This window comes from Thermoanaerobacterium sp. CMT5567-10 (assembly GCF_030534315.2).
In the GTDB taxonomy this organism is placed as follows: domain Bacteria; phylum Bacillota; class Thermoanaerobacteria; order Thermoanaerobacterales; family Thermoanaerobacteraceae; genus Thermoanaerobacterium.
The window spans coordinates 2648996-2675692 of record NZ_CP130558.2 but is presented as its reverse complement, the minus strand read 5'-3'; the positions used below and the strand labels follow the sequence as shown (position 1 = coordinate 2675692).

Annotated in this window: 26 protein-coding genes; 5 read left to right on the top strand and 21 right to left on the bottom strand. The window is 34.7% G+C overall.

Annotated features, from left to right (window positions below):
* Window positions 1–15: 15 nt before the first annotated feature.
* The 21 genes from Q2T46_RS13600 to nifH all read right to left on the bottom strand — a co-directional run bounded on the left by Q2T46_RS13600 (window position 16) and on the right by nifH (window position 22264).
* Complete coding sequence (locus Q2T46_RS13600; protein WP_303265049.1) at window positions 16–1374, bottom strand: aminotransferase class III-fold pyridoxal phosphate-dependent enzyme; 1359 nt, start codon at window positions 1372–1374, stop codon at window positions 16–18.
* A gap of 215 nt (window positions 1375–1589) precedes the next feature.
* The gene (locus tag Q2T46_RS13595) at window positions 1590–2804 is read right to left on the bottom strand and encodes a PucR family transcriptional regulator (protein ID WP_209454157.1); all 1215 of its coding nucleotides are present in this window, start codon (window positions 2802–2804) and stop codon (window positions 1590–1592) included.
* Between the two features lie 63 nt (window positions 2805–2867).
* Window positions 2868–3986, bottom strand: coding sequence for an iron-containing alcohol dehydrogenase family protein (locus Q2T46_RS13590; RefSeq protein ID WP_303265050.1), 1119 nt, complete (start codon window positions 3984–3986; stop codon window positions 2868–2870).
* Between the two features lie 222 nt (window positions 3987–4208).
* Window positions 4209–4910, bottom strand: a complete 702-nt coding sequence (locus Q2T46_RS13585; RefSeq protein WP_303265051.1) for an ABC transporter ATP-binding protein — start codon at window positions 4908–4910, stop codon at window positions 4209–4211.
* Window positions 4911–4913: 3 nt separating this feature from the next.
* On the bottom strand, window positions 4914–5714 hold the full coding sequence (locus Q2T46_RS13580) for an ABC transporter ATP-binding protein (protein WP_303265052.1): 801 nt from the start codon (window positions 5712–5714) through the stop codon (window positions 4914–4916).
* Window positions 5695–6651 carry a branched-chain amino acid ABC transporter permease gene (locus tag Q2T46_RS13575; RefSeq protein ID WP_303265053.1) on the bottom strand — a complete coding sequence of 319 codons (957 nt, stop codon included), beginning with the start codon at window positions 6649–6651 and terminating at the stop codon, window positions 5695–5697. The genes Q2T46_RS13580 and Q2T46_RS13575 overlap by 20 nt, the downstream gene beginning before the upstream one ends.
* A 9-nt stretch (window positions 6652–6660) precedes the next feature.
* Complete coding sequence (locus tag Q2T46_RS13570) at window positions 6661–7545, bottom strand: branched-chain amino acid ABC transporter permease (RefSeq protein ID WP_303265054.1); 885 nt, start codon at window positions 7543–7545, stop codon at window positions 6661–6663.
* A gap of 125 nt (window positions 7546–7670) precedes the next feature.
* A complete protein-coding gene (locus tag Q2T46_RS13565) occupies window positions 7671–8852 on the bottom strand; it encodes an ABC transporter substrate-binding protein (RefSeq protein WP_303265055.1) in 1182 nt (393 codons plus the stop codon).
* A 120-nt stretch (window positions 8853–8972) separates the two neighbouring features.
* Window positions 8973–10091, bottom strand: a complete 1119-nt coding sequence (ald, locus tag Q2T46_RS13560) for an alanine dehydrogenase (RefSeq protein ID WP_303265056.1) — start codon at window positions 10089–10091, stop codon at window positions 8973–8975.
* Between the two features lie 541 nt (window positions 10092–10632).
* A complete protein-coding gene (locus tag Q2T46_RS15605; protein WP_399387467.1) occupies window positions 10633–11265 on the bottom strand; it encodes an NlpC/P60 family protein in 633 nt (210 codons plus the stop codon).
* A 116-nt stretch (window positions 11266–11381) separates the two neighbouring features.
* Window positions 11382–13004 carry a peptide ABC transporter substrate-binding protein gene (locus Q2T46_RS13545; protein WP_303265057.1) on the bottom strand — a complete coding sequence of 541 codons (1623 nt, stop codon included), beginning with the start codon at window positions 13002–13004 and terminating at the stop codon, window positions 11382–11384.
* 258 nt (window positions 13005–13262) lie between these two features.
* Window positions 13263–13928, bottom strand: coding sequence for an ATP-binding cassette domain-containing protein (locus Q2T46_RS13540; protein WP_303265058.1), 666 nt, complete (start codon window positions 13926–13928; stop codon window positions 13263–13265).
* Between the two features lie 40 nt (window positions 13929–13968).
* Entirely contained in the window at window positions 13969–14373 is a 405-nt protein-coding gene (locus Q2T46_RS13535; protein ID WP_303265059.1) for a Rossmann-like domain-containing protein, read from the bottom strand.
* Between the two features lie 251 nt (window positions 14374–14624).
* Window positions 14625–15977 carry a nitrogenase component 1 gene (locus tag Q2T46_RS13530; protein WP_303265060.1) on the bottom strand — a complete coding sequence of 451 codons (1353 nt, stop codon included), beginning with the start codon at window positions 15975–15977 and terminating at the stop codon, window positions 14625–14627.
* Window positions 15970–17328: a nitrogenase iron-molybdenum cofactor biosynthesis protein NifE gene (nifE, locus tag Q2T46_RS13525; RefSeq protein ID WP_209454165.1), complete on the bottom strand. Its 1359-nt coding sequence runs from the start codon at window positions 17326–17328 to the stop codon at window positions 15970–15972. The genes Q2T46_RS13530 and nifE overlap by 8 nt, the downstream gene beginning before the upstream one ends.
* A 55-nt stretch (window positions 17329–17383) precedes the next feature.
* Window positions 17384–17752 carry a P-II family nitrogen regulator gene (locus tag Q2T46_RS13520; protein ID WP_015311971.1) on the bottom strand — a complete coding sequence of 123 codons (369 nt, stop codon included), beginning with the start codon at window positions 17750–17752 and terminating at the stop codon, window positions 17384–17386.
* Window positions 17753–17764: 12 nt separating this feature from the next.
* The gene (locus Q2T46_RS13515) at window positions 17765–18082 is read right to left on the bottom strand and encodes a P-II family nitrogen regulator (RefSeq protein WP_015311972.1); all 318 of its coding nucleotides are present in this window, start codon (window positions 18080–18082) and stop codon (window positions 17765–17767) included.
* 14 nt (window positions 18083–18096) lie between these two features.
* A complete protein-coding gene (locus Q2T46_RS13510; RefSeq protein WP_303265061.1) occupies window positions 18097–18435 on the bottom strand; it encodes an iron-sulfur cluster assembly accessory protein in 339 nt (112 codons plus the stop codon).
* A gap of 19 nt (window positions 18436–18454) precedes the next feature.
* A complete protein-coding gene (locus tag Q2T46_RS13505) occupies window positions 18455–19801 on the bottom strand; it encodes a nitrogenase component 1 (protein ID WP_303265062.1) in 1347 nt (448 codons plus the stop codon).
* Window positions 19802–19818: 17 nt separating this feature from the next.
* A complete protein-coding gene (gene nifD, locus Q2T46_RS13500; RefSeq protein ID WP_303265063.1) occupies window positions 19819–21426 on the bottom strand; it encodes a nitrogenase molybdenum-iron protein alpha chain in 1608 nt (535 codons plus the stop codon).
* Between the two features lie 19 nt (window positions 21427–21445).
* The gene (gene nifH, locus Q2T46_RS13495) at window positions 21446–22264 is read right to left on the bottom strand and encodes a nitrogenase iron protein (RefSeq protein WP_015311976.1); all 819 of its coding nucleotides are present in this window, start codon (window positions 22262–22264) and stop codon (window positions 21446–21448) included.
* Between the two features lie 562 nt (window positions 22265–22826).
* Here nifH and Q2T46_RS13490 point away from each other — a divergent pair.
* The 5 genes from Q2T46_RS13490 to efeU all read left to right on the top strand — a co-directional run bounded on the left by Q2T46_RS13490 (window position 22827) and on the right by efeU (window position 26656).
* Window positions 22827–23648, top strand: coding sequence for a radical SAM protein (locus Q2T46_RS13490; protein ID WP_303265064.1), 822 nt, complete (start codon window positions 22827–22829; stop codon window positions 23646–23648).
* Window positions 23645–23983, top strand: a complete 339-nt coding sequence (locus Q2T46_RS13485; RefSeq protein ID WP_303265065.1) for a NifB/NifX family molybdenum-iron cluster-binding protein — start codon at window positions 23645–23647, stop codon at window positions 23981–23983. Before Q2T46_RS13490 ends, Q2T46_RS13485 begins: the two co-directional genes overlap by 4 nt.
* 2 nt (window positions 23984–23985) lie before the next feature.
* Window positions 23986–24774, top strand: a complete 789-nt coding sequence (modA, locus tag Q2T46_RS13480) for a molybdate ABC transporter substrate-binding protein (protein WP_303265066.1) — start codon at window positions 23986–23988, stop codon at window positions 24772–24774.
* A gap of 20 nt (window positions 24775–24794) precedes the next feature.
* Window positions 24795–25568: an ABC transporter permease gene (locus tag Q2T46_RS13475; RefSeq protein ID WP_303265067.1), complete on the top strand. Its 774-nt coding sequence runs from the start codon at window positions 24795–24797 to the stop codon at window positions 25566–25568.
* A 269-nt stretch (window positions 25569–25837) separates the two neighbouring features.
* Window positions 25838–26656 carry an iron uptake transporter permease EfeU gene (gene efeU / locus Q2T46_RS13470; protein ID WP_303265068.1) on the top strand — a complete coding sequence of 273 codons (819 nt, stop codon included), beginning with the start codon at window positions 25838–25840 and terminating at the stop codon, window positions 26654–26656.
* The last annotated feature ends 41 nt before the right edge of the window (window positions 26657–26697 follow it).

Genomic DNA, 26697 nt, shown 5'->3' with positions numbered 1-26697 from the left:
AGATAATTTAACGCCTTATGCTTTTTCAATATACTCATCTACAAAATCTAAAACCTCATCAAGAATTGATAATGCCTCCCTTAATTCCTCTTCCTTTATAATCAAAGGTGGTGCCACTAATATGCAGTTTTCATGAGAGTAAGTAGAAAACCCTCTCTCTCTTAACCTATCTATAATTCTTGGCATTATTTTTTCAGGGTCTTTTCCATATGGAACTAAAGGTTCCTTTGTACCTTTATGTTTAACAAGTTCTACCGCCGAAAAAAGTCCTATATATCTTACATCACCAACACATGCGTGCTTTTCTTTTAACCTTTCCAATTCGGCACCCAAAATTTTTCCCATCTTCTTTGAATTTTCTATTAATCCTTCTTTTTCATATACATCTATAGTTGCACAACCTGCTGCACAACCTATTGGATGTGCATTATATGTTAAGCCACACATTAAAACATTGTCATCAAAATATTCTGCTATCTTTTTGTCTACAATAACACCACCCAAAGGCACATACCCACAAGTAATTCCTTTTGCAAATGTTATAATATCTGGTTTTACATTCCAATTATTACATGCAAACCATTCTCCCGTTCTTCCCCATCCTGTCATGACCTCATCACACACCATAAGTATCCCAAATTCATCACATATATCCCTTATTCCTTGTAAATATCCCTTAGGTGGAATAATTACTCCGTTACTTCCAGTCACTGTTTCAAGAAAAATCGCCGCTACATTATCCGCACCTTCATAAATAATTTGTTCCTTAAGCTTATTCAAGTAATACCTGCTTGCCTCCTCTTCACTCTTAAATTCTATTTTTTCACGATAAACATATGGATCAAAGAATTTAATAAACCCAGTCAATCCCGGCTCACAAGTATATCTTCTTGGTTCTCCGCTTAGATTTGCAGCTCCGAAGCTAGCTCCATGGTATGATCGATATCTTGAAAATATTTTTTGCCTTCCTGTAAACATCCTCGCTATTTTTATTGCATTTTCATTGGCATCTGCCCCACCTAATGTAAAAAATACCTTACCCATATTATCCGGAGCCTTTTCTATTACTTTTGCAGCCAATTTTGATCTAACATCAACAGCATAGCTTGGTCCGATAAAAGGAAGTCTTTCCGCTTGCTCTTTTATCGCGTTTATAATCTCCTTATTTCCATGTCCTACATTTACATTTACTAGCTGAGAAGACATATCAAAATACCTTTTCCCACTAACATCCCAAAAATAAATTCCCTCTGCCTTTGTAATGACCAATGGATTAAGATTTTTCTGAGCACTCCAAGAATGCAAATTATACTTCTTGTCATATTCCCTTATATTGTCTTCATTCATAACAATTTCATTATCTTCAGTTAACATTTTAGCCCTCCTCACTTGAAATACCATATAAAATAGAAATGGTGCTAATCATAAGGCATTTTCTGTACCTTTAATTAGCACCATTGCTATTTTATTTTAATATATTAATTGTTTTTAGTCTTATCTTTAAAGCTTAAATAAATTTTACATAATAATTAATAAAATGTCATCCTACATTATGTAGCATTATTTTCATAAATTTTAATACAATTGATTCAATATTTGAGAAATTTTCCAATAGCCAATGCTACTTGTAAATTAAATTTAGTTTCCCAATCAGATAAATCCACATTAAGGATTTCCTCAATTTTTTTTATTCTATAGTTCAAAGTACTGCGATGTATAAAGAGATCTTTAGCGGTTTTTACAAAATTACCATTGTTTTGTAAAAATACCTCCAATGTATTAATGAGATCAGCTCTTGAGCTTTCATCATATTTCATCATTGGTTCCATCAATTCATTGAAAAAAGAAATCATTTCACTCTTATCCTTCATTTCAAATAAAAGTCGAAAAATTCCCGCTTCACTATAACTATAAACTGAATTGCCTCCCATTATTTTATAAGCCAGCTTTAAAGCTCTTTCAGCCTCTTTTAAACTATTTTTTATATCTTTTAAATTAGAATAATATCGTCCTATTCCAATGCTAACTTTTAATGGAGATAGCTGCTCGATAACACTTTTTCTTATTTCCTCTGCAATTCCTACTACTGAGCTTTCATCTTCTGCTTCCTTTTTAGATATGAGAGATATAACAGAATCACCACGAATTAAAGAAAGCGGTCTCTTGCCGTTTTTTTCTAATGTATTGTTTACAATCTGCTGCAAACAAAATTTTATATCCATTATCTTCTTTTCGTCTTTTATGTTGCTTTTATTTATATATTGCCCAAATTTATCTATATCTGTAATCATAACACAGTTTTGATGACTGATGTTAAAGCCATGATATTCTGCCCTGCTTACAAAAACCTCTTCAGATTTAAAATCTGTAAAAAGTATGTTTTCTAAAAATTCTCCTATTGACTTTTCCTCAATTGACTTTTTTATAATAAAATTACATATTATCTCTGTAACATCAACAAGTTTAACCTCCCAAGGAAGCTCAAAAAGCGGGAAATCAAGCCTATCGGCTAATAAAATAGCTTCTTTCGGAATATTCTTGATATAAGGTCCCACATTTATCACAAGTCCTGCCAGATTCTTCGAATTTATTTCTTCAATAATTTTCATCAGAATATCAACATTATCTTTTATGCTTATACCTGTTGTAAAGAGCAACTCACCTCCATGAACCCATTTAGAAACATCAGGAATATCTACAACATGCACCCAGCTTAAATTCCTGTCAAGACCGTTTTTTCCACCAACTAATCTAAACTTTTTCAAAGATGGAAGCACTAGTATATCTCTGCACTTTATACTCATACATAACCATTCCCTTTTTTAAAAGGTAAAAAACAATGGTATAATACCATTACCAGATATGTCTTAGAATATGCTCTTCGTATAAATGTCTAAAAGATCATCTTGTGTTACTGATTTTTTGTTATTAGCTATATTACTAGCTTTTATGGCTATAGACGAATATTTATTCAACTCATCTCTTGATATTTCAGGTATTTTGCCTTCTTTACGTATCAGTTCATTTATAATCTTTTCAAATTCATAAATATCTTTAATTCCTAATAACTTTAATACCATATTAATTTTATATTCTTCACTGTCATAATTAAATTTCAAATAATTTGCAAGCAATATCCCATTTGCCCTGCCGTGTGGAATCTCTTTATAATATGTGAGAGAATAACCCATAGCGTGAACAACAGATGTCCCTGTATGTGCTATTAACATACCACCTAATGTTGAGGAATAAAGTAATAATTCTCTTGTTTCAAAATCAAGTTTTTTAATATCAGTACTTGCATCTAATACATTTTTATAACATGTCTTCAAACTGTTTAATCCATTAACAACAATATATTCATAAAAATTATTATACTTTACTGATAGAAATCCTTCTATCAAATGTGACAACGCATCCAGCATAGTATCCACAGTAACATTATATGATAAACTCATGGTATATTTAGCATCTAAAAAAGCTATTTTAGGAAATATCAATGGGCTAAAAAAGCTCTTTTTACTTCCAATTTTGTCATACGTCAAAATTGAATATGGTGTAACCTCGCTTCCTGTCCCTGCTGTTGTCGGAATAGCTATTATAGGCAAAGGTCTTTTTTTAATCATGTTAGAAAAAAGCTCTTCCGGTTCAATTAAATTTGTGGCCAGGGTTGCAATGGATTTTGATGCATCAAGTGGAGAACCACCACCAATGCCGATTATAAAATCAGCTTCGACTTTTCTTGCAACATCAGCACCATCTAATACATTTTCTAAGTCCGGATTGGATTTAACACGATTAAAAATCTCGTATTTTACGCCGTTATCTGTAAGTACCGATAACACATCATCAAGTGAACCATTTTTTTTAGAACTTTTACCTGTAACTATCAATGCTTTCTTACCTATACACATTAAGTTGCTGTTTTCTTTAATACAATTTTCACCAAAAATAATTCTCGTTGGTATAAAAAAGTTGAATTTCATATGTTATCTCCTCCTCTATTATCATTATTATCATTAATTTTATCCATAATTCTTTAATACATTTCAATCGTATTGTCCGTCAAGCACTTTGACAAAACCGCATTAATAATTGGAAATTACCTCTTTTGCTTTAAACCATCATTTTGAAATCACATCTATTGCCATGTATCTAAAATATCAAATGATTAAGTACAAGGCAATTTAAGATAGTGTATTTTCGTACTACCCCCCTAAATACGACTTTTTAACCCTTTCATCGTTTTTCAAGACAGATGCAGCACCTTCAAGAGAGATATTTCCTGTTTCAAGGACGTATGCTCTATCTGCAATAGATAGTGCCATTTTAGCGTTTTGTTCTACTAAAAGGATGGTTGTGCCGTCATCATTTATATTTTTTATTGTCTTAAATATATCTTGCACTACTATCGGTGCAAGCCCCATCGATGGTTCATCCAATAAAAGCATTTTTGGCTTTGCCATCAATGCTCTTCCTATGGCCAGCATTTGCTGCTCTCCTCCGCTTAAAGTACCGGCAATCTGCTTATGCCTTTCTTTTAGGCGTGGGAATAAATTAAACACTTTTTCCATGTCGCTTTTTACCATTTTGTCTTTCTTGAGATAAGCTCCCATCTCAAGGTTTTCCATCACAGTCATGTTGGCAAATATTCTTCTTCCTTCTGGCACTTGGCAGATGCCCATATCGACTATATTTTGAGCAGGCTTTTTCGTTATGTCTACATCGTTGAATTTGATGTAGCCTTTTTTTGGCTTCAATATGCCTGATATCGTCATTAGAGTAGTGCTTTTACCTGCGCCGTTTGCACCTATTATTGTCACGATCTCACCATCATTTACTTTTAAGTCTATGCCTTTTAAGGCATTGACCATTCCATATGATACGTTGAGATCTTTTACCTCTAACATGTTTTAAGCACCTCCTTCAATTGATAAAATTTCACTTTCATCAGGACTTTCTTCTCCAAGGTATGCTGCTATTACTTCTGGGTTTCTCTTGATTTCGTCTGGTGTGCCATGGGCGATTATTTTCCCGTAGTTCATGACGTATATGTCTTCGCATAAGTCCATCACTAAAGACATATCGTGCTCAATCAAGAGTATTGTTATGTCAAATTTGTCCCTTATGAATCTGATTGTGTCTGTAAGCTCTTTTGTCTCTTGTGGATTCATTCCTGCTGCAGGTTCATCTAGAAGAAGAAGCTTTGGCTTTGTTGCTAGTGCTCTAGCTATTTCAAGTCTTCTCTGTTCGCCATATGGTAGATTTTTGGCAAGGTTTAAGGCATGTTTGTCAAGATTGAAGATTTTAAGTAAATTCATTGCTTCTATATTCTGCGATTTTTCCCCATCTAAGTATTTTTTGTGCTGAATGAATGAGCTAAATAGTCCGTATTGCACGTGAATGTGCTGGGCTATCTTGACATTGTCAAGGACAGTTAGGTTTTTAAATAATCGTATGTTTTGAAATGTCCTTGCTATACCAAGCTTCGTGTTGTTGTACGGCTTTTGAGATATGCTTTTTCCATCAAATATCACTTTCCCTGATGTTGGTTTGTATATTCCTGTTATTATATTGAATACTGTTGATTTTCCTGCACCATTAGGTCCTATAAGACCTGTAAGAGAGCCTTTTTCCAGTTCTATATTGGCATCTATCAAGGCCTTTATACCGCCGAAATCTATAGAAACATCTTTAATTGAGAGTAAACTCATTGCTTTTCTCCCCTTTCTTAAATAATTTTTTGAGAGAAAATTCTCTTGTACCCATCAATCCTTCTGGTCTGAATAGCATTACGATGATTAAGAGGAGTGAGTATATTACCATTCTTAGCGCAGCGTAGTCCTGCAGCACTGCGTATACGAATGTGAGGAAAATTGCTGATAGTATTGATCCTGTTATGCTACCTAAGCCGCCTAAGACAACCATTGTCAAGATATCAAATGACTTCATGAAGTTGAATGTTTCTGGCTGTATGATGTAAAAGTTGTGAGCGTAAAGTGCACCGCCTATTCCTGCAAAGAATGCACCTATTGTAAATGCCAATGTCTTATAGAAAGTTGTGTTTATGCCCATCGATTCGGCTGCTGTCTCGTCTTCTCTAATTGCAACACAGCATCTGCCGTAGCTGGAGTTTATGAAGTTTCTGATTAAGACGACGGTTATGACTGATATCCAGAATACCCACGTCCAGTTTGTGTACTTTGGTATTCCGGATAGACCGCTTGCTCCACCGACGTATTCGGTGTTTAAAAAGATTACCCTTATTATTTCTCCGAAACCCAGTGTCGTTATGGCGAGATAGTCACCTTTTAATCTTAATGATGGTATTCCTATCAATATTCCTGTTATTCCTGCTGATATGCCTCCTACTAACAATGCCAATGGAAATGGAAGCCCCAATTTGTATGTTATGATGGCAGATGTGTATGCACCGATTGACATAAAACCTGCATGTCCTAATGAAAATTGTCCTGTAAATCCATTAATAAGGTTAAGGCTTACAGCAAGTATTATATTTATACCCATAAGAACTATGTTTATTTCGTAATAATCGTTCAATATACTTGTTGACAGCAAGATTTGTATTATACCGTAAATGGCGAATAGCCCTATAAAAATCAGCAACCTGTTTTTCAATATTTGCTTCAACTTTACCACCTACACTTTCTCTCTTACATTTTTGCCAAATAGTCCTGTTGGCTTTATTAAAAGTATTATGATGAGTATTGCAAATGAAACGCCATCTCTGTATAGGGAGCTGCCGTAACCGGAAACAAGTGCTTCTATGACCCCCATCAATAATCCTCCTACCATAGCACCTGGTATTATTCCTATTCCGCCTAAGACTGCTGCTATGAATGCTTTTAAGCCTGGCATGATACCCATTAGGGGATCTATTGAGTTGTAGTATATGCCAACTAAGACACCTGCAACAGCAGCAAGGGCAGATCCTATTGCAAATGTAAATGAAACGGTCCTATCTACATTTACTCCCATAAGTTTTGCTGCATCTGGGTCTGTGGAGACAGCTCTCATGGCCTTTCCCATCTTTGTTTTGTATATTATTAGCTGAAGTCCCACCATCATGATTATGGATACGACAAATATGACGATTTGCTGGTTTGATATTGTAATTATTCCGTTGAAAAATGAGTACATGTGCTGCTTGAAAATCTGAGGATACGTCCTGACTTGCGGAGACAAGAGGATTATGCCTCCGTTTTCCAGCAAAAGGGAGACACCGATAGCTGTAATCAATATTGAGATTTTTGACTTATCTCTTAAGGGCCTGTACGCCACACGCTCTATTGTCACACCTAGTATAAGGCTTACTAACATTGCCAATAAAAGAGATGGTACAAAGCCGAGGTGGAGATATGTGGATGCAAAGAATCCTGTAAAGGCACCTACCATGTATATATCACCGTGAGCGAAATTTATAAGCTTCATTATGCCGTAAACCATAGTATATCCGAGAGCAATAAGTGCGTATATACTTCCTAAGGATAAACCATTTATAAGCTGCTCTATAAATGTCTTCATAAATATCACCTCAAGTTAAAATGTATTAAAAGAACATAAGCGGCCACTATGTGACCGCATTGCAGTGTTTTACAAGTTTTATTCAGCACTTATTTTTGTTTACTTCATAAGCAACCGTATTTACTTTACTGTGCTGCTACCTTTTCAACAAAGTTCTGCTTACCATCTTTTAACTGTATGATAACAGCAGATTTGACTGGATTATGCTGACTATTTATTGTTATTGTACCTGTTACGCCTTTAAAATCTTTAAGCTTGGATAAAGCATCAATAATCTTTGCAGGATCAGTTGAGTTGGCATCTTTTATCGCTTGCACCAACATGCCTGCTGTATCATACGCAAGTGCTGCCATCGCATCAGGTTCTGTACCGTAAGCATCTTTATATTTCTTAATGAAATCTTGAACAGTCGGATCAGGGTCTGTTGATATAAAGTGATTGCTGTAATAAACGTTGTTTAGTGCAGATGCACCTGCTATCTTTAATAGTTCAGGTGAGTCCCAACCGTCACCACCAAGCAAAGGTACTTCTATACCCATGTCCCTTGCCTGTTTAGCTATTTTTCCTGTTTCTTGATAGTATCCAGGTATAAATATGACATCTGGATTTAATCCTTTTATCTTAGTAAGGGCTGCTTTAAAATCCTGATCACCTGCTACATATGCTTCTGTATCAATAACTTTCCCGCCAAGCTTTTCAAACTGTTCTTTGAAACTTTGTGCAAGACCTTTGCTGTAGTCACTTTTATTATCAATATACACAACTGCGGTTTTGGCATTCAATTTTTCTGCAGCAAATTGTGCCATAACACTACCTTGATATGGATCTATAAAGCAAGCTCTGAATATCTCGTTTTTGACCTTGTTTGTGTTAGGATCGACTGTAACACTTACAGCAGTAGCCGAACCTGTTATCAAAGGTATATGGTTTTGCATTGCAATAGATGATGCTGCTATTGTATTTGTTGATGTTACAGGCCCTAAGATAGCTACAACTTTATCTTGTTGTATAAGTTTTGTAGCCTGATTTATTGATTCATCAGTTTGCGATTTATTATCTCTTTTCAATAAAACAATTTTTTTACCAAGCACACCACCGTTTTTATTCACTTCATCGATGTACAATTTTGCACCATTGTAGGACGATGTCCCGAATGTTGCAACGCCACCTGTCAGCTCATAAAGTGCTCCAACTTTTATGGTATCTGATGATGCAGATGTTGAATTGCTTTTTGAACAACCTGAAAATATTACAGCTAAAATTAATACAGCAATGATGAATGATGTGAATCTAAATGACTTTGACATAATTGACCTCCTTTTATAAAATTTTTATTGATCTTTAATCTGGAATTCTTATTAACGTCAATGCTAATAAAATTAATTGATGCGCATCAATTTGATAACAAGAATTTGATAAAATTTAAGCTATTTCAATGCTTCAAGAGGATCGACATATTTAAATCCATGTGCATCTGCTACTGCTTTATATGTCACATTGTCATAATATATATTCAATCCCTTTAAAAGTGATTTGTTTTCTAATAACGCTTTTTTATAGCCTTTATTCGCAATATCAATCGCATACGGAATTGTAACATTTGTTAATGCAAATGTAGATGTCCTCGGAACTGCTCCTGGTATATTCGCTACAGAATAATGTACAACACCATACTTAATAAAATATGGATTTTCATGTGTGGTTATCCTATCAATTGTCTCAACAGATCCACCTTGATCTATTGCTACATCAACTATAACAGAACCCTTCTTCATACTTTTTACCATATTTTCTGTAACAAGCTTTGGTGTTTTTGAACCTGGAATCAATACAGCACCTATTAAAAGATCTGCTTTTTTCACACTCTCTGCAATGTTATAACTATTTGACATCAATGTTGTTATCTTGCCACCAAATATGTCATCAAGATATGCAAGTCTTTGAGCATTGAGGTCAAGTATTGTCACATGTGCTCCCATGCCTGAAGCTATTTTTGCAGCATTTGTGCCTACAGTTCCACCGCCTATTATTACAACTTCTGCCTGTTCAACACCAGGTACTCCGCTTAATAAAACACCTCTCCCTTTATTTACATTTTCTAATAAATGTGCTCCGATTATTACAGACATTCGCCCTGCCACTTCACTCATGGGAACCAATAATGGAAGTGATCCATCGTCATTTTGTACAGTCTCATATGCAATACCGATAATCTTTTTCTTTAGAAGTGCTTTTGTTAATTCAATATTTGGTGCTAAATGTAAATAAGTAAATAGGATTTGACCTTCTTTAAAATAATCATATTCAGATGGTTGTGGCTCTTTTACCTTTATTATCATATCCGATTTTTGAAATACTTCGTAAGGAGTTTCAACAATTTCAGCACCTGCCTTTATATATTCTTCATCCTCAATACCGCTTCCAATACCTGCATTTTTCTCAATATACACTGTATGACCATTAGAACAAAATGCCTCAACTCCCGCTGGTGTTATAGCCACTCTTTCTTCACCTATTTTTATTTCCTTTGGTACGCCAATCTTCATTTATGTCACCCTTTCTAAAAATATATAGGGTGCCCAATTCATAATAGAACGGGCACCCTTGCCTACTTTTTAGTTATATATTTAATTGTAACTAAAAATAGAAAGCTTATGAATATAATAACATATTCATAAGCTTCATTGCTTTGCATTTTATAAATATTTAATTTATCATTTCATTACAGTGAAATTATATCATAAAAAAATATAAAGGTCAATGCTTATTAAGGATATACAGAGATTTCGCATCAAAATTCAAATAGAAATTTTATTTTTACTGGAATCATATCTTTTTATTATTTGTTTGAAAAACTGGTAATCTTACATAACATTATGGATTAAAAATAGGTACACTTCCCCCCTTACCCCAAAAAATATTAATGATAAATTTCCAGTTTTATTTTTTAGCCTACGTCTTTATAAATATTAGATTATCCCAATCATCTTCTATAGTTAATCTTTCACCTCTTCTTATGTCCTCAATTATATTTATCTGAAATATCTGTTTCTCTCTAAACCCTCTAATACATCTAAAAAAGTATAATCATCGGCGTTCCTTGGGAAGTCTAAATCCAAATGTCTTATATACATACATTATAAAGCTTGAGCAATCCCTCCCATTAAAGCTGTCACCCCAGCCATACCTATCACCAAGAAGTTTAAATGCCTGTCTTAAAATATTTGCCCTCGTATATGGAAGGTAACCTCTATTTATATCTTGCAACGTTGATACCAATGCATCTTTAAATACAAGATTTCCATTAACATCTTTTGTAGGCAACTTAACAACATGATTTCCAAATGTATTTTGATTACCTATACTTACAAGCTTATTATTTTCTAGGGGTATCCTTGTACCCATATCAAATTCTAGTTCTGAAATATCTTTATCAAATGGGTTAAACTGTGTCCTTATGTGATTACCCGTTACAACTCCGAGATATCTATATAATGGCGTTTTATAGTATTGTCCAAGTATATCATATATAGCTATATCACATGCTGCTTTTGCACTTGAATTGTGCAAAATACTCTTATCAAGTTTTAGCATTAGATTATCAAAATCAAGAATGTCCATACCCATTATGGTTGGCTTTATGTATCTTTCAAATGAAGTTTTAAATGGCTTTTTAACAGGTGCTTTTATTAGTAATGTTTCAACATTATTAATTTTCATGTCTATATTCATTCCTTTTCGGGTGATACTTTTGGAAAAAGTTCTATGAATATAAATGTGGTAAATAAAAATTTATATAAGTTGACTTTATATCCCTTTTATTATTTTTTCAAAATCTATTTTTCTATATATACCCATTTCCATTCATCAGATACGCCGACCGGATGTCTTACATATCCCTTCACATAATCCTTTTGTACATATGCTGTTGATGAAAAATAAATTGGCGCAACCGACATTGCGTCAATAAAGATTTTTTCAGCCTTCTTCATGTCATCCATACGCAATTTAGCATCTGGAGTAGATTCAGCATCGTTTATTAATTTATCATATTCAGGATCTGAAAAACCAGAGTCATTATTTCCTCCATTTGTAACCCACATATCAAGAAATGTCATAGGATCATTGTAGTCTGCAATCCAATCATCTATAGCCATATCGTATTGTTTACTTTTAAGCCTTTGAAGCCTAACTTTAAATGCCATACTTTGTATTTCGACATCGACTCCAAGATTCTTTTTCCAAAACTCTTGCAATGCTTGCGCTAACTTTTTGCCGGAATCAGAATCACTGGCTAAAAGTGTAATCTTAGGCAATTTTGTTATATTAAGTTCCTTCATGCCTTCATTTAATAATTCTTTCGCTTTATTTGTATCCTCGCTAAACAGGTCACCAACTTCTTTTCTATATTCGTCTTTTTCACCAGGTATGCCATTTGGAACTATGCCATATGCTGGTGAAGAACCATCTTTAAGTACATTGTCCGCAAGCTCTTTCCTATTTATCGCCAAACTAAATGCCCTTCTAATATTGGCATTTTTAAATATCGGACTTGTATTATTTAATGCTATAAAATAAACCTCGCCATTTGGAGCATATTTTACTTGTCCTTTATACTTGTCAATATAATCACCTGTCACACTTATTGTGTCATATTTTCCAGTGTCGTAATTTTGCGCCAAGGTATTTAAGTCTTTCACTATATCAAGGTCTATTTCACTCAATTTAACATTATTTTTATCCCAGTAATTTTCGTTTTTTACTAATGTTAGATTTTGCTCATGGTTCCATTCTTTCAACTTAAAGGGTCCACTGAATACCATATTATCTGGGCTTGATGCTAATTTATCACCGACTTTTTCCACAAATGATTTCTCAACAGGAAGATATGTGATAAATGATGTCAGTCCTAAAAAATATGGTGTAGGTTTCTCGAGTGTAACTTGTAATGTTTTAGAGTCAAGTGCTTTAATACCAACATCATCAGCAGATGCTTTACCTGAATTATATTTCTCTGCATTTTTAATTGGATACAAAATATACGCATATTCTGATGCAGTCTTTGGATCTAATGCTCTCTTCCAAGAATATTCAAAGTCTTGTGCTGTTATTGGATTCCCATCACTCCACTTAATATTATCTTTTAAATGAAAAGTATATGTAAGTTTATCTGGAGAGATTGTCCAATCCTTGGCCAAACCTGAGCCCTTTTCCACTTTCCCGTCTTTATCTATTCTTACTAATCCTTCAAATACTGCATTTAAAATCTCAAATGATGTCATATCTGTTGCTCTTTGTGGGTCTAACATAGGTGGATCATTTGGAAGGCTTAAATGCAGAACCTGCTTGACATTTGAATTGGCGTTCGTTGTTGACATCTTTTTATCGCTTTTGCCACACCCTGTTAATAAAATTGATAACAATAAAACAACAATTAAAGTTCGCGTAATAAAACGCATGATTCAGCCTCCTCTTTTTATTAGTTTTTTAAATTACATTAAGATTGTATATTTAAATATAAATTTATTACCTACAAAAATAAGGGCATTCCTTTACATCAGAGTGCCCCTTTGCACTAAATTTACATTTGGTATCGGATGATATCGGGGCTATATGATATTATGCCCCATAAAATTAGTTACTAATCTTTACTTTTCTGTATTTATATCCGTTTTCGGTCGCTGTCAACACAAACTGGACGCCTAATTCATTGTCCGTCAAGCACTTTGACAAAACCGCATTATAATTTCACCTCCATCTTCATCTTTTTCTGCCTTAAAGACCTTATCACCAAGCTCTGCCTCACATCGGCAGTGTGTAACCAAAACAAAAGGTATATTCCACTGTTTATGAAGTTCTTTTATTTCTTTACGCAGTCTTTCTCTTAGCTTCCTATCCATAGCTGAAAGGGGTTCATCCAGCAATAACAAATGAGGTTTTGTTATAAGTGTCCTTGCCATAGCTACTCGTTGTCTTTCACCACCTGAAAGCTGAACTGGATATCTTTCAGCCAGATGAGATATATTAAATTGTTTAAGTATTTTATTGAGCTGCTTTTTTTTTTCTTCTTTTAATAAATTTTTTACCCCATAAAGAATGTTATCTTTTACTGTTAAGTGACTAAAAAGTGCATATTCTTGAAATATATACCCAATACCCCGTTTGTAGGAAGGAAGATTGATTCGCTTCGATGAGGAAAAAAGAACTTTCTCTCCCAATATTATCTCCCCCGAATCCGGCTTTTGAAGGCCTGAAATACATTCTAAAACAGTTGTTTTACCAGATCCCGAAGGTCCAATAAGAACCAAAATTTCTTTATCAACCAATAAGTCAACTTTAAGAACAAAATCAGGAAGCTTTTTAACAAATTTTGCTTTAAGCATACATCAATCACCTTTTTGCCTGTATATTAGGAATTCTATATCAATAAGAACAAGGGCAAAATCTTTCCCACCCCATTAACTTGGCGGGCCCAGCAGCCGTCGTCCCAAAAAAGATCAATGGTTTTTGAACCTTTAAAATATTCTCAATCGTTCCATTAACAATAACACTCCCTGTTACCAATGCTATATCGCACCATTCTATTGCGTCCTTATAATCTTTCTCTCCATCCAGTATCAAAACACCGCTTTTTTCTTTACCTATGTTGTCTTTATCCAGGTCAAGCACTTTAACGGAAAATTTGGAGGAACAGGCTTCTACTAACGCAGGTTGCAGCCCTACAAAGCATATACGCGGTTGTGCGTATTTTTCAGCAATGAAGGAGACTATTTTTTGAGCACAGTTTTCTAAATCATTGTTTTTGCAGTGTACTGTGTGATCATCCAAACGCAGATGCCGCATAATTGCATTTAAAGAGGAAATAAAAATAGCTCTTTCATAATTGTTTTTAAGTGGAAGTTCCAGTATCTCTCCAACAGAACCATGAAAATCATTTAATGAATCAATAAATATATGAGCATATAATTTTTCAAGAAAGATTCAATTGAAAAAAATAATTTCTACACATATCCCATTAGACAGTAGAAATTAATCTTACAAATAAATATGATACAAAAAAAGGAGGCGAATACTGTTTTTTATATAACCTTATAATATTTTTCATACATATCTTTCCTATATGTTTTGTATTTATTTTCTAGTAGCGTATTTGTAATTCTATCAAGTAAATTTAACGTTCCAGTGTAACCTACAGATAATATTCTCTGTCCTCCGACTCTATCTAGTATAGGGAATCCTAGGCGTACAAGCGGTATACCACCTTTCTCGGTTAGATATTTTCCGTCAGATGGACCTATGGCGATATTTACTTCCTTTTCTTCTGATAATTTTAATATGTGACTAAAATCAGTTTCATCAACAATTGTAATGTCATCATTTAGGGGATTATCTTCACTGGCAATTAATTCTTTTAATTTTTGTGTCTTACTTCCGGTCGCAATTAAAAGAGGATGTATCCCATTTTCCATACATGTAGTAAATACAGAATACACCATTTCAGGATCTCCAAAGATAGTGCATCTTCCTACAAAATTGTATTTGTGCGAATCTATCATTCCGTCAATAAGTCTACCTCTTTCCATTTCTATAGATTTTGGTATTGGATTACCTGTAATTTCCTTTAACAATTTCAAAAACGCATCTGTGTTTCTTAATCCTATTGGTATCGGCACTTTATAAAGCGGTACATCAAATCTATCTTGAAGATATTTACCCGGTGTTTCTTCATAATTTATACCTATTTCAATTGTTGCAATAGATCCTCCCATAGACATTATGTCAGATATTTTTGTGCCACCATCAGGGATTTTTTTGTAAGGGAAATTAAAAGGACTATCCAACGTATCAGAATAATCAGGAAATAGAATGTACGGTATTTTCATAAGTTCAAGAAGTCTCTTTATTTCTCTTAAATCTGCTGTGCTTATATTTGGTACAATTACGTTTATTCTGTCATGTCTTTCTTTGTCTGTCGAAAGCTCTTCAACTATTCTGTATGATGTTTTTACAAATCCTTCACTGTGTGTTCCACCATATCCAGGCGTTGGTGCCGTTATTATTGGTATACTTATATTTCTCGATGTTTTATACTCTGACTTTATTCTGTCTATATCTTCACCTATTGTTTCTGCAAGGCATGTCGTAAGTATCCCAATGCAGTTCGGATTGTACACTCTAATCACATTATCGAGAGCTTTAATAAGGTTTTTCTCGCCACCGTACACCGTTCCCTTCTCGTTCAGCGATGATGATGCAACGTCAATTGGCTCATGGTAGTGTTCGGCGATGTGTCTTCTCATGTATGTTGCACAGCCCTGTGAACCGTGCAACAACACCATAGATTTTTCGATTCCCCTAAATGCAATTATACCGCCTAAAGGCATACACATATTACATGGATTTTCATTTACGCTTTTATACGTTTCATACACATTTGTTCACCCCATCTTTCACATATTTCCATACCGGCGAACATGCTGTTGTATAGACTTCTTCAGCAAAATTGATTGCGCCTTCATAGCCGCTTAAGGGGTGTTTTCTGTCGTGATTGTGATCGATAAATGCGATACCCATCTTGTATGATAGAAATCTCTCCTTAACACCGCCGGCTAGAATGTCTGCTCCCTTTTCAACCATAAATTTTTCAAGTTCTGATGGGTTTGCATCATCCAGTATGACAGTGCCATAATCTGCTATTTCTTCAATCTTTTCGTATTCATCCTTTTGTCCATTTTGTGTACCAATTACTACTACATCTATCCCCAGTTCTCTAAACTGCTTAATAAGCGATATTGCCTTGAATCCGCCCCCAACAAAAATAGCAGCCTTCTTGCCCTTTAAATATCTTTTATATTTTTCTATTATAGGTTTTGCCATTTTAGTTTTCTCTTCTATTAGTTTTTCTGTTTTTAACATAACATCCTTATCATTAAAAAATGCTGCAATTTTCCTTAGAGAATTTGAAGTATCTTCAATACCTAAAAATGATACTTTCATATACGGTATATCGAAAGTTTCTTCAAACTTCTTTGCAAGATACGTCATAGAGCCTGCGCATTGAACGATATTTAAACTGGAAGCTGTTGCTTTTTTCAATGATTCAAAATTTGAATCACCAGTAAATATTGTATTCACTTTTAGACCCATTTGATTAAGGTATCCTTTTATTATCCATGCTTCACCTGCAAGATTAAAATCACCCATGTAGTTTATACTTAAAGGTTCCTTTTTTAATACAGGAAATTCTTTAATTAGGTCTAAAAGCGAATTGCAGGCAGCTTTATAACCTGCAGCTTTATTTCCGACGAAACCGCTGGATTCTACAGGCACAACATATATATTGTATTTCTTTGATGATTCTTTGCACACAGCTTTTATGTCATCGCCAATTACGCCGGCAATACATGTTGAATATACGAAAATAAGCTTTGGCTTATATTTTTCGTATATTTCATCTATGCACTTAGATAGCTTTTCTTCTCCTCCAAAAATTACATCACTTTCTTTTAAATCAGATGAAAAGCTATTTCTGAAAAGCTCTGAGCCGCTTGACAGACTTCCCCTTATGTCCCACGTATAACTGGCACAGCCGATAGGACCGTGGACCAGATGTACAGCATCTTCTATAGGATTTAATACGACTCTCGCACCACTGTATACACATGCTCTCTGACTTACACTGCCTGCAACACTATCAGTATTACATATAAATTCCTTCTTATGATGTTTTCCCTTCATCTTTATAAATTTCTCTCTTTCAGGTATGTCAAGTCTGAGTTCCATAATACCACCACCTTTTTAAAATAGAGAAGCCTTTAAAAAGGCTTCTCTATAAATTTTATTTTATTGCACTTAAACCAATTTCAGATGTCCTTATGCGAATTGCGTCAGTAATTGGCAAAACGAAAATTTTTCCATCCCCTGGATAGCCTGTATTATTTGTCTTTATTATAGTTTCAACAATTTTAGGAACATCAGCATCATCTGCAACAATCGAAATCAATCTTTTTGGAATAAACCTTACATCTACGTCTGCCTCATCCAACATAAATTCATCCATCACTGGATCAACTTCACCAATGAATCCTTTCTGCTTGCCTCTGCCACTTACACTCAGTATTGACATAGGTGAAAAGCCAAGTCCATCCAGAGCCGTTTTTGTTTCATGAAGTTTCTGTCTCCTGATGATTGCTACAATCTCCTTCATAAGTAATCCTCCTCATAACTCTTTATTGCCAGTTCTAATTGTGTATGCTTCATCTACTTCACTTATAAATATCTTGCCATCACCTATGTTTCCTGTTCGAGCATTACTTTCTATTAGATTAACTATCTTTGATACATCTTCATCTTTTGCTACAATCATAAGCAAAATTTTTGGTAATTCATCATATACAATAGGACCTACTTGTATTCCCTTTTGTTTACCACGTCCAAATATGTGCATTTTTGTCATAGAGCTGTATCCATTTTTATCAAGAGCCTCAACAACTTGCTTCTCTTTTTCTGGCCTTATTATGGCACGTACCATTTTCATATGAATATCCCCTTTCAATTAATATAATCACAATCGCTATATCTAGCACAAGTTGAACACAAAGCATTAAAATTATGTGGCATATTTATGAAAAATCTATTGTACTTGTTATCATACTCAATTACGCTGTATTTTAGGTAATTAAGATCTGATTTATCAATATAGATATACACATCATCATACTCTAAGATTTCATCATTTTCATTAAAATTATCAGCAACCGCAAAACCGGCTAGAAATCCTTCTTCTGTTGGGACTGTATAGATTCGCAGTCCTGTTGTTTCAGTCCTATTAGGCAAATTTTTTAATATTTTTTTAACCTGCAATAATGCCTCATCTGACAGCTTAATCATGTTATTCACCTCTTGATATCTACATAATAAGCTCCAGAAGATGTTCTGGCGATTTAGCATCCTTGTAGTCAAGAAGAGTGTTTCCTGTTCTTTCAACAAGCCATGCTGTCCCTTTATATCCTACAATTGGGAAATGTTGAAGATTTGCTCTGTCTAAAATTGGGAAGCCAACTCTCAAAAGCGGCAAATCGTACTCCTTTGCAAGATATTTTCCATGGCTATTACCAAATAGCATATCAACAGGTTTTTTATCAAGTTGTTCTTTTAGATACCATAAATCGCTATCTGATGAAACATATGCATCTGGAACCATAGATTTTACTGTTTTTTCCCATTCACTACTGTAAGTCCCTGTTAAAGCATACAAAACATTTATCCCTAAATCATTTGCATATCCAACTATAGCTTCAACGATATCGGGATCTCCAAATACTGCAGCTTTTTTATTGTACCAATGGGCGTGTGCATCCAGCATCATATCCACAAGCCTTCCTCGTTCTTCTTCAAGTTCGTAAGGTATAGGCTTACCTGTTATTTCACTTAACTTCATGATAAATTTGTCTACATTACTTATGCCAATAGGCAGTGGAAGTACCTCATACGGTACATTGTACATTTCATTTAAAGATTCTGCAGGGGCGATTCCTGCTTCTCTCCCTAGAACTATAGTAGCTATCGAATTTCCCATGTCTTCTATTTCGGATATGGTAGTGCCTCCCTTTTGATACAGATGTATCTCACCTGTCATAGGTGCATCTAAAACATCAGAGATATCTGGTAGAATGATTGCATCAATCCCCATTATCTTCAATATTCTCTTTATTTCCCTCAAATCACCCGGGCTTAATAATCCTGGAATAATGTTTATTTTCCCATTTGGTGAACTCTTTTTAGCAAATGTTTCTATGGCAGATTTTACCATGTTAGAAAAACCTGTCACATGTGAGCCTACGTAGCTTGGTGTACTTGCTGTAAATACTTTGACATCTTCTGGTATCTCACCGCTTGCTCGCATCTCATTTATTGTACCAGGAACATCATCGCCGATAGTTTCTGCTGAACATGTTGTGGAAATTCCGATTACTTTTGGTTTGTAAATGCTTAAAATATTTCGTATCGCCTGCTTTAGATTTCCGACACCGCCAAAGACAACTTGTGCTTCTGAAAAAGAGCTTGTTGTTGTCGGTATAAATTCTCTGAAATGGCGGGTAAGCTGCATCCTTAAATACGATGTGCAACCCTGTGAACCGTGGCTGTGTGGCATGCATTGGTGTATACCAAGGCACGCCCAAACAGCTCCAAGCGGCTGACACGTCTTTAGAGGATTTACCGTAAGGTATTTGCGTTCAGTATTATTGCATTCCATTTTTGATTCTCCTTTCGCTATTTTTTCCAAGGTGGAGTCACCTCTTTCCAAATTGGATTGTTTATAGCCATATCCATGTCCCTTGCAAAATTTACAGCACCTTCAAATGCACTGTAAGGTCCACTGTAGTCATAGGAATGTATCTGTCTTGAAGGAACCCCCATCTTTTGAAATACATATCTGTCTTTAATACCTGATAAAAATATGTCAGGCTTCAAAGCTTTTATAAGCTCTTCAGTCTCGTGATGGTTGAAATCATCAATGACGATGGAGCCTTCTTCCATATGAACCATCATTCCTTCATAATTCATGAAGTGATCAGGCATCTTGCTCTTCATTTCTTCTATTTTCTCCTGAGGATATGCTGGTTCTGTCACTCTCTCAAAATGATACGTGTCAAGTATCTTGTGATGGGGTGCTTCTTTTATCTCAGGTATTATTTTGCGTCCTTCGTAATCATCCCGATGGGCAAATTCATAGCCGGCAACAATTGTCTCCATGCCGATGTCTTTCAGCAAATCTTGATAATGGTGTGCACGAGAACCTCCAACAAAAAGTATTGCTCTCTTGCCTTTAAGCCTTTCTTTATAATAGTCAAGTCTAGGTTTTATTTTCATAAGCTCTTCTTCAATAACTTTTTCAGTGTTTTCGTATATCATTGGATCGTCAAAGAATTTAGCCATTTCCCTTAATGATTCTATTGTGGAAGTTATGCCTATATAATTTACTTTAAGCCATGGAACTCCAAATTTTTCTTCCATCATGCGGTTTGTGTAGTTTATAGATCTGTGGCACATCAATATTGAAAGTTTTGCCCTGTGAGCCTTTGCAAGATCATCGTATTTTGAGTCGCCTGTAAATACACTTACAACGCGATATCCTATCTTTTGAAGCAGATCTTTTACTAACCACACATCACCGCCAATATTGTATTCACCGAATATGTTGATATCGTATGGTGTCGGGTTTTCAAGTTCTTTTGTCCCAACTATATCCATTATAAGAGTATTGCTGGCAAGATGATGCCCGGCAGATTGGCTGACGCCTTTATAACCTTCACAGCTTACAGTAATTACTTTTATGCCCAGCTCTTCTTCGGCCTTTTTTGCGACGGCTTTTATGTCATCGCCAATAAGTCCAACTGGACATGTAGCGTATATGCCTATAACTTTCGGCTTAAATATTTCATACGCTTCTTTTATGGCGCCATAAAGTTTTTTCTCGCCACCAAAGACTACGTCTTTTTCCTGCATATTAGTAGAAAAGCAATTTTTTATGAAATAGTTATAGCCTTCTTCTGGCTCTGCAAGATTTCTTCTCGTATTCCATGTGTAGTATCCACATCCAATTGGTCCATGTGTCAAATGAAGAATGTCCTTTACAGGTCCAAAAACGACACCCTTTGCGCCTGCATAACTACATCCCCTGTTTGTCATAATTCCCGGAATTGTGGCAACATCTGCCATTATATGCTGTTCCTCGCTTGGATCTATCACTACAAGGTGCGTTTTTCTCTCTTTACTAACCTTCTTAGGATAAGAATCTGTAATGTCTTCAATCAATTTCTTGTTTTTTTCAACTAGGCTTTCCATCATATCATCTTGCGTATGATTTCTTTCGATCATTTATAGACCCCCTTTCAAACTAATCCATAAGTCCATATTCTATGAGGAGTTTTTCAAGTTCATCTGTTGGCATTGGATTTGGTACGACAAACATGTCATTTTCATCAATTCTTCTAGCAAGTTCTCTATACACATCTGCCTGTGGTGCCTGTGGATCATAATCAATGACAGTCTTTTTATTTATCTCAGCACGCTGGACGATATTGTCCCTTGGGACAAAGTATACAAGCTGTGTCCCTAGTTTTTTGCAAAATGCCTTTAGTAGTTCTTCTTCGTTGTCAACTTTTCTAGAATTACAAATAATACCGCCCAACCTTACGCCTCCTTGATTTGCATACTTTCTAATTCCTTTGCAGATGTTGTTTGCAGCATACATCGCCATCATCTCACCACTAGCCACTATATATATTTCTTTTGCTTTGCCTTCACGAATAGGCATTGCAAAACCACCACAAACGACATCACCAAGGACGTCATAAAAGACATAATCAAGGTCGTCTTCATAAGCTCCTAAGTTTTCCAGCATATTTATCGATGTGATGATACCACGCCCTGCACATCCAACACCTGGCTCGGGGCCGCCTGATTCTACGCATTTTGTATTGCCATAGCCAGAACGCATAATATCGTCAAGTTCTATATCTTCACCTTCATCCCTTATAGTGTCAAGAACTGTTTTCTGATTTAATCCATGAAGCAAAAGCCTTGTTGAATCTGCTTTTGGGTCGCATCCAACTACCATGACTTTTTTACCCATTTCTGACAATGCTGCAACAGTATTTTGTGTCGTTGTTGATTTTCCAATACCACCTTTACCATAAATAGCTACTTGTCTCATCGTTAAAAACCTCCTTAAATTTTTCAATATCTTTATATTTTTTATTAGTATCTAGATCAAAATTACAATAACGCCAAAATCATCACCCCCTAACAAAATAACGCCATGCATATATACAGTAAAAATATATATACATGGCTCCATTGCCAAAACAAAAAGCGCTTTTCATTTTTAGAAAAGCGCCTTTGCTTATTACAATATTATAAATTTAATATTCATTTTTATTTAAGTTCTGAACTAAATTATAGCTGTCTTTTGGAATAAAGCAAAATAGATATGTCAAATAAAATTATGTATTAAGAAAGATTAGCAAAAATTTATCGTTGTTAACAATGATATCAGTATTTTTATTAAATGTCAAGCAAAAAATTTTAATACTTTACAAAAATAAAGTATTGACATTAAAAATATACTATGCTATTATATTTTCAATAATTTTCATAAATAAAAAAATAAAAGACGAAGAAGTCTTTAGCCATTCGGTTAAAGACTTTTTTTAGGCACTGGAGCCTTTAATCAGTCGATTAAAGGCTCCAAAATTTTTTATAGGGAGAGGATGAAAATGAATAAAGAATTTAATACGGTAGGTTTTGGACACCCATGTTTTAACCCTGATGCGACTTTATATCACGGCAGGATACATCTGCCCGTAGCACCTAAGTGCAATATAAAGTGCAAATACTGCGACAGAAAGACAGGATGCGTAAATGAAAACAGGCCCGGCGTAACAACTAAAGTCATGGATCCGTATGAAGCAATATTATATGCTAAAAAGATGTTAAAAAGAGAGCCTCGCATTTCTGTCATAGGAATAGCAGGCCCCGGCGACCCACTTTACAACGATGAGACATTCTTAACTTTTAAATTGATTTCTTTAGAATTTAAAGATATGATCAAATGCTTAAGCACAAATGGACTGCTTTTAAGCGATAAGCTACCTCTTCTAATAAACTGCGGCATAAGTACAATCACAGTGACAATAAATGCTATAGATCCCAACATAGGTCAAGAAATATACGATTATGCAATTTATAAAGATAATACGTATAGAGGAATAGATGCAGCAAAAGTGCTTATAGAAAAACAGCTAGAAGGCATAGAAGCTGCTTGTGACAACGGCTTACTTGTGAAGGTCAATACTGTCTTGATACCTGGCATAAACGATAAGCACATAGATGATATAGCAAAAAAAATAAAGGAACTTGGTGTTGCCATCATGAACATAATGCCGCTTATTCCACAAGCTGAATTTTCACATTTAAAAGCTCCCAAGTGCAATGAACTTGAAAAAGTGAGGCATCAAAATTCAAAAATTATAAGTCAGATGTACCACTGCAGACAGTGCAGAGCTGATGCGGCAGGACTTTTAGGTGATGACATATGATGCATAGAATTGCAATCGCATCAAGAGATGGCAAAATGGTTAACGAACATTTTGGACACGCAAAAAGATTTATCATCGTTGATTTATATGATGATGGAAATTATTTTGTCCGTGAAGTCAGAGAATGTATAAATGCATGTGGAGGCGATGATTTTAACGACAGAATGAATATTGTAATAGACAAAATCAAAGATTGCGAGGCAGTCTTCGTATGCATGATAGGAAATGCAGCCATAATGCGGCTCAAAGAAAGAGGAATCAAAGCATACGTAAACCCCAGCTTTATAGAAGATGTGCTTAAAGATTATTTGATAAATTCCGTTGGTGGTGATTAACAATGAAAGACCAAAAAATTATTTTGCTAATATTATCTATCTTTTTAATCATTTTAATGGTAACAGGATGCGATATAAATGCCAGTGAAAGCAGCAATAAATCCTTGACAGTTTTTGTTGCTGCAAGCTTAAAAGATTCTATGGATACAGTTGTCAAGCAGTTTGAAAGATTAAATCCGGGTGTAAAAATAATCTTAAATTCTGCTGGAAGCCAGACATTGAGGACGCAAATAGAACAAGGAGCATACGCTGACATATTTATTTCTGCTGATGAAAGAAACATGACGCCACTTTACAGCGAAAATCTTGTTGAGGCACCTAAAACATTATTATATAACAAGCTTATTGTCATCGCATATAAAGATAGCAGCATAAATAGCTTTATGGATATAAAAAACTCCGGAGTGAAATTAGCTCTTGCAGATGAATCTGTCCCTGCCGGTAAATATGCACTTGATATGCTGTCAAAAATCGATGCTGACTATAAAGGGTTCAAGGAAGCAACACTTAGAAATGTCGTTACAAAAGAAGTAACTGTTACAGATGTTGCACAAAAGGTTGCAATGGGTGAAGCAGACGCTGGCATTGTTTATGTAACTGATGCAAAGCCATTTTCTGGCAAAATAAAAGTTATTAACATACCTGATAAATACAATGTCATTGCAACATATCCTGCTGCTATCGTTAAAAATACTAAATACAAGACTTTATCGTCGAAATTTCTAGATTTTTTATTAAATGGAGATGGAAAGAAAATACTAAAGGATTACGGATTTATAATGAAAGGATAATTATTAAAGAGGTGTTTCAAATGGCGTATATTTATTTGCCTATATCAATTTTAATTTTTTTCTTATTAATACCTTTTATTTCGCTAATAATTAAAACTCCTTTAAATATAATAGTAGCTGAAATCACATCTAGTCCTGCAATCAATGCACTACTGCTCAGTATCATATCATCCAGTGTAACTGTCGTCATCACATTTTTATTTGGAACACCTCTTGCATACTATATTGCATTTAAAAAAGGAAAGATATCTACGTTTGCCGAATACCTTGTGGACATACCTGCAGTTTTACCACCTGCAGTTGCAGGAATTGCCCTTTTGATGGCATTTGGTAGAGAAGGCATCATAGGAAAATTTTTGAGTTCAATAGGCATACAAATATCATTTACAGTGATAGCCGTAATATTAGCGCAGATTTTCATATCATCAACATACTACATCAAAGTAGCTTATTCTTCATTTATGTCTGTCGATAGAACAATATGGGAAGAATCACAACTAATTGGTGTCAACGATTTTAAACTGATGACAGCAATATACATACCGATAACAAAGAGATTTCTCATAACTGGACTTATAAGCACATGGGCAAGAGCTATTGGCGAATTCGGAGCAACTATCATCTTTGCCGGCAATCTAGAGGGAAAGACGAGAACAATGCCGCTAGCCATATACACTGCAATGCAAAGTGACTTAAATTACGCTTTAAGCCTTTCTGTTATAATGGTCATGTGCTCTTTTATCATAATCTACCTTTGCAGGTTTATGATAAAAAAAGATGTTGACAGATCTTAAAAAATATCCCGGCTCCCTAATGTACTTCCTATCAAGTAGACAGTAAAAAGTTCTTAATGGCGTCAATCATTTGATTATGGTTGACGACATTTTTATGTGGTTTGATTCATAAAAGATACCATTTGTACCATATTGTTGAGTCTCTTTTGATAGCAATAGTTGCGAAATATCTGGTATTTTTGTCCATTTATTGACAAGTGATAGTTGATAATTTATAATATAAATGATAATGAAAATCAAAATCAATAATAAAGGAGGATTTATATTATATGGTAGGTAGTTTCTTAATAACTTTACGGGAAGGTATAGAAGCAGCATTGATTTTAGGTATTATACTTGGATATCTGTCTAAAATTGGGCAGAACTCTTTAAAAAAGAACGTATATTATGGAGTAGGATATGCTTTTTTATTAAGCATTCTTTTGGCATACATATTTAAAATTTTTTCAGTCGAATTTGAGGGTATGGCAGAACAGCTTTTTGAAGGAATTGTCATGCTACTGGCTGTAGTATTAATTACTTCAATGATTTTATGGATGCAAAAACAAAGTAAAGACTTGAAAGGAAATTTAGCAAGAGAAATTGACATGGTCATCGAAAACAACAGTTCATGGGGTATTATCGCTATTTCGTTTATTTCTGTGTTCAGGGAAGGAGTAGAGATTGTTTTATTTTTGCAAGCAAGCCTGACACAAAGCAGTGCTATAGTATCGTTTGTCGGCTCAACTTTAGGCCTTATGGTTGCAGTTATATTAGCTTATTTTATTTTTAAGACATCCATTAAATTAGATCTTAAAAAGTTCTTTAAGATTACAGGAGGACTGTTGATATTCATATCTGCAGGGTTACTTGCGCAGGGCATTCATGAATTACAGGAAGCACATATTTTACCGGTAATTATAGAGCATTTATATGATATTAATGGAATTATCAATGAAAAAGGAACATTTGGAAGCTTTTTAAAAGCTATGTTCGGCTATAATGGAAACCCATCATTATTGGAAGTAATATCATATATTGTTTATATTGTCGGTATAGGAAAATTATTTTTTGTCTCAACAGCAAAAGACATTGAAGTCAATAATTAAAAAAATTCAACCCCCACCTGCTAAATCATGTAGGTTGACTA

Excerpts from the sequence above, each read along its gene's own strand:
- nifD (WP_303265063.1), bottom strand. The coding sequence starts at position 21,426 with ATGATCGAAAGAAATCATACGCAAGATGATATGATGGAAAGCCTAGTT.
- Q2T46_RS13490 (WP_303265064.1), top strand. The coding sequence starts at position 22,827 with ATGAATAAAGAATTTAATACGGTAGGTTTTGGACACCCATGTTTTAAC.
- Q2T46_RS13540 (WP_303265058.1), bottom strand. The coding sequence starts at position 13,928 with ATGCTTAAAGCAAAATTTGTTAAAAAGCTTCCTGATTTTGTTCTTAAA.
- Q2T46_RS13595 (WP_209454157.1), bottom strand. The coding sequence starts at position 2,804 with ATGAGTATAAAGTGCAGAGATATACTAGTGCTTCCATCTTTGAAAAAG.
- Q2T46_RS13565 (WP_303265055.1), bottom strand. The coding sequence starts at position 8,852 with ATGTCAAAGTCATTTAGATTCACATCATTCATCATTGCTGTATTAATT.
- Q2T46_RS13545 (WP_303265057.1), bottom strand. The coding sequence starts at position 13,004 with ATGCGTTTTATTACGCGAACTTTAATTGTTGTTTTATTGTTATCAATT.
- Q2T46_RS13580 (WP_303265052.1), bottom strand. The coding sequence starts at position 5,714 with ATGAGTTTACTCTCAATTAAAGATGTTTCTATAGATTTCGGCGGTATA.
- ald (WP_303265056.1), bottom strand. The coding sequence starts at position 10,091 with ATGAAGATTGGCGTACCAAAGGAAATAAAAATAGGTGAAGAAAGAGTG.
- Q2T46_RS13585 (WP_303265051.1), bottom strand. The coding sequence starts at position 4,910 with ATGTTAGAGGTAAAAGATCTCAACGTATCATATGGAATGGTCAATGCC.
- Q2T46_RS13600 (WP_303265049.1), bottom strand. The coding sequence starts at position 1,374 with ATGTTAACTGAAGATAATGAAATTGTTATGAATGAAGACAATATAAGG.
- Q2T46_RS13570 (WP_303265054.1), bottom strand. The coding sequence starts at position 7,545 with ATGAAGACATTTATAGAGCAGCTTATAAATGGTTTATCCTTAGGAAGT.
- Q2T46_RS13505 (WP_303265062.1), bottom strand. The coding sequence starts at position 19,801 with ATGGAATGCAATAATACTGAACGCAAATACCTTACGGTAAATCCTCTA.
- efeU (WP_303265068.1), top strand. The coding sequence starts at position 25,838 with ATGGTAGGTAGTTTCTTAATAACTTTACGGGAAGGTATAGAAGCAGCA.
- Q2T46_RS13510 (WP_303265061.1), bottom strand. The coding sequence starts at position 18,435 with ATGATTAAGCTGTCAGATGAGGCATTATTGCAGGTTAAAAAAATATTA.
- Q2T46_RS13590 (WP_303265050.1), bottom strand. The coding sequence starts at position 3,986 with ATGAAATTCAACTTTTTTATACCAACGAGAATTATTTTTGGTGAAAAT.
- Q2T46_RS13475 (WP_303265067.1), top strand. The coding sequence starts at position 24,795 with ATGGCGTATATTTATTTGCCTATATCAATTTTAATTTTTTTCTTATTA.
- Q2T46_RS15605 (WP_399387467.1), bottom strand. The coding sequence starts at position 11,265 with ATGAAAATTAATAATGTTGAAACATTACTAATAAAAGCACCTGTTAAA.
- nifE (WP_209454165.1), bottom strand. The coding sequence starts at position 17,328 with ATGGAACTCAGACTTGACATACCTGAAAGAGAGAAATTTATAAAGATG.
- Q2T46_RS13515 (WP_015311972.1), bottom strand. The coding sequence starts at position 18,082 with ATGAAAATGGTACGTGCCATAATAAGGCCAGAAAAAGAGAAGCAAGTT.
- Q2T46_RS13485 (WP_303265065.1), top strand. The coding sequence starts at position 23,645 with ATGATGCATAGAATTGCAATCGCATCAAGAGATGGCAAAATGGTTAAC.
- modA (WP_303265066.1), top strand. The coding sequence starts at position 23,986 with ATGAAAGACCAAAAAATTATTTTGCTAATATTATCTATCTTTTTAATC.
- Q2T46_RS13520 (WP_015311971.1), bottom strand. The coding sequence starts at position 17,752 with ATGAAGGAGATTGTAGCAATCATCAGGAGACAGAAACTTCATGAAACA.
- nifH (WP_015311976.1), bottom strand. The coding sequence starts at position 22,264 with ATGAGACAAGTAGCTATTTATGGTAAAGGTGGTATTGGAAAATCAACA.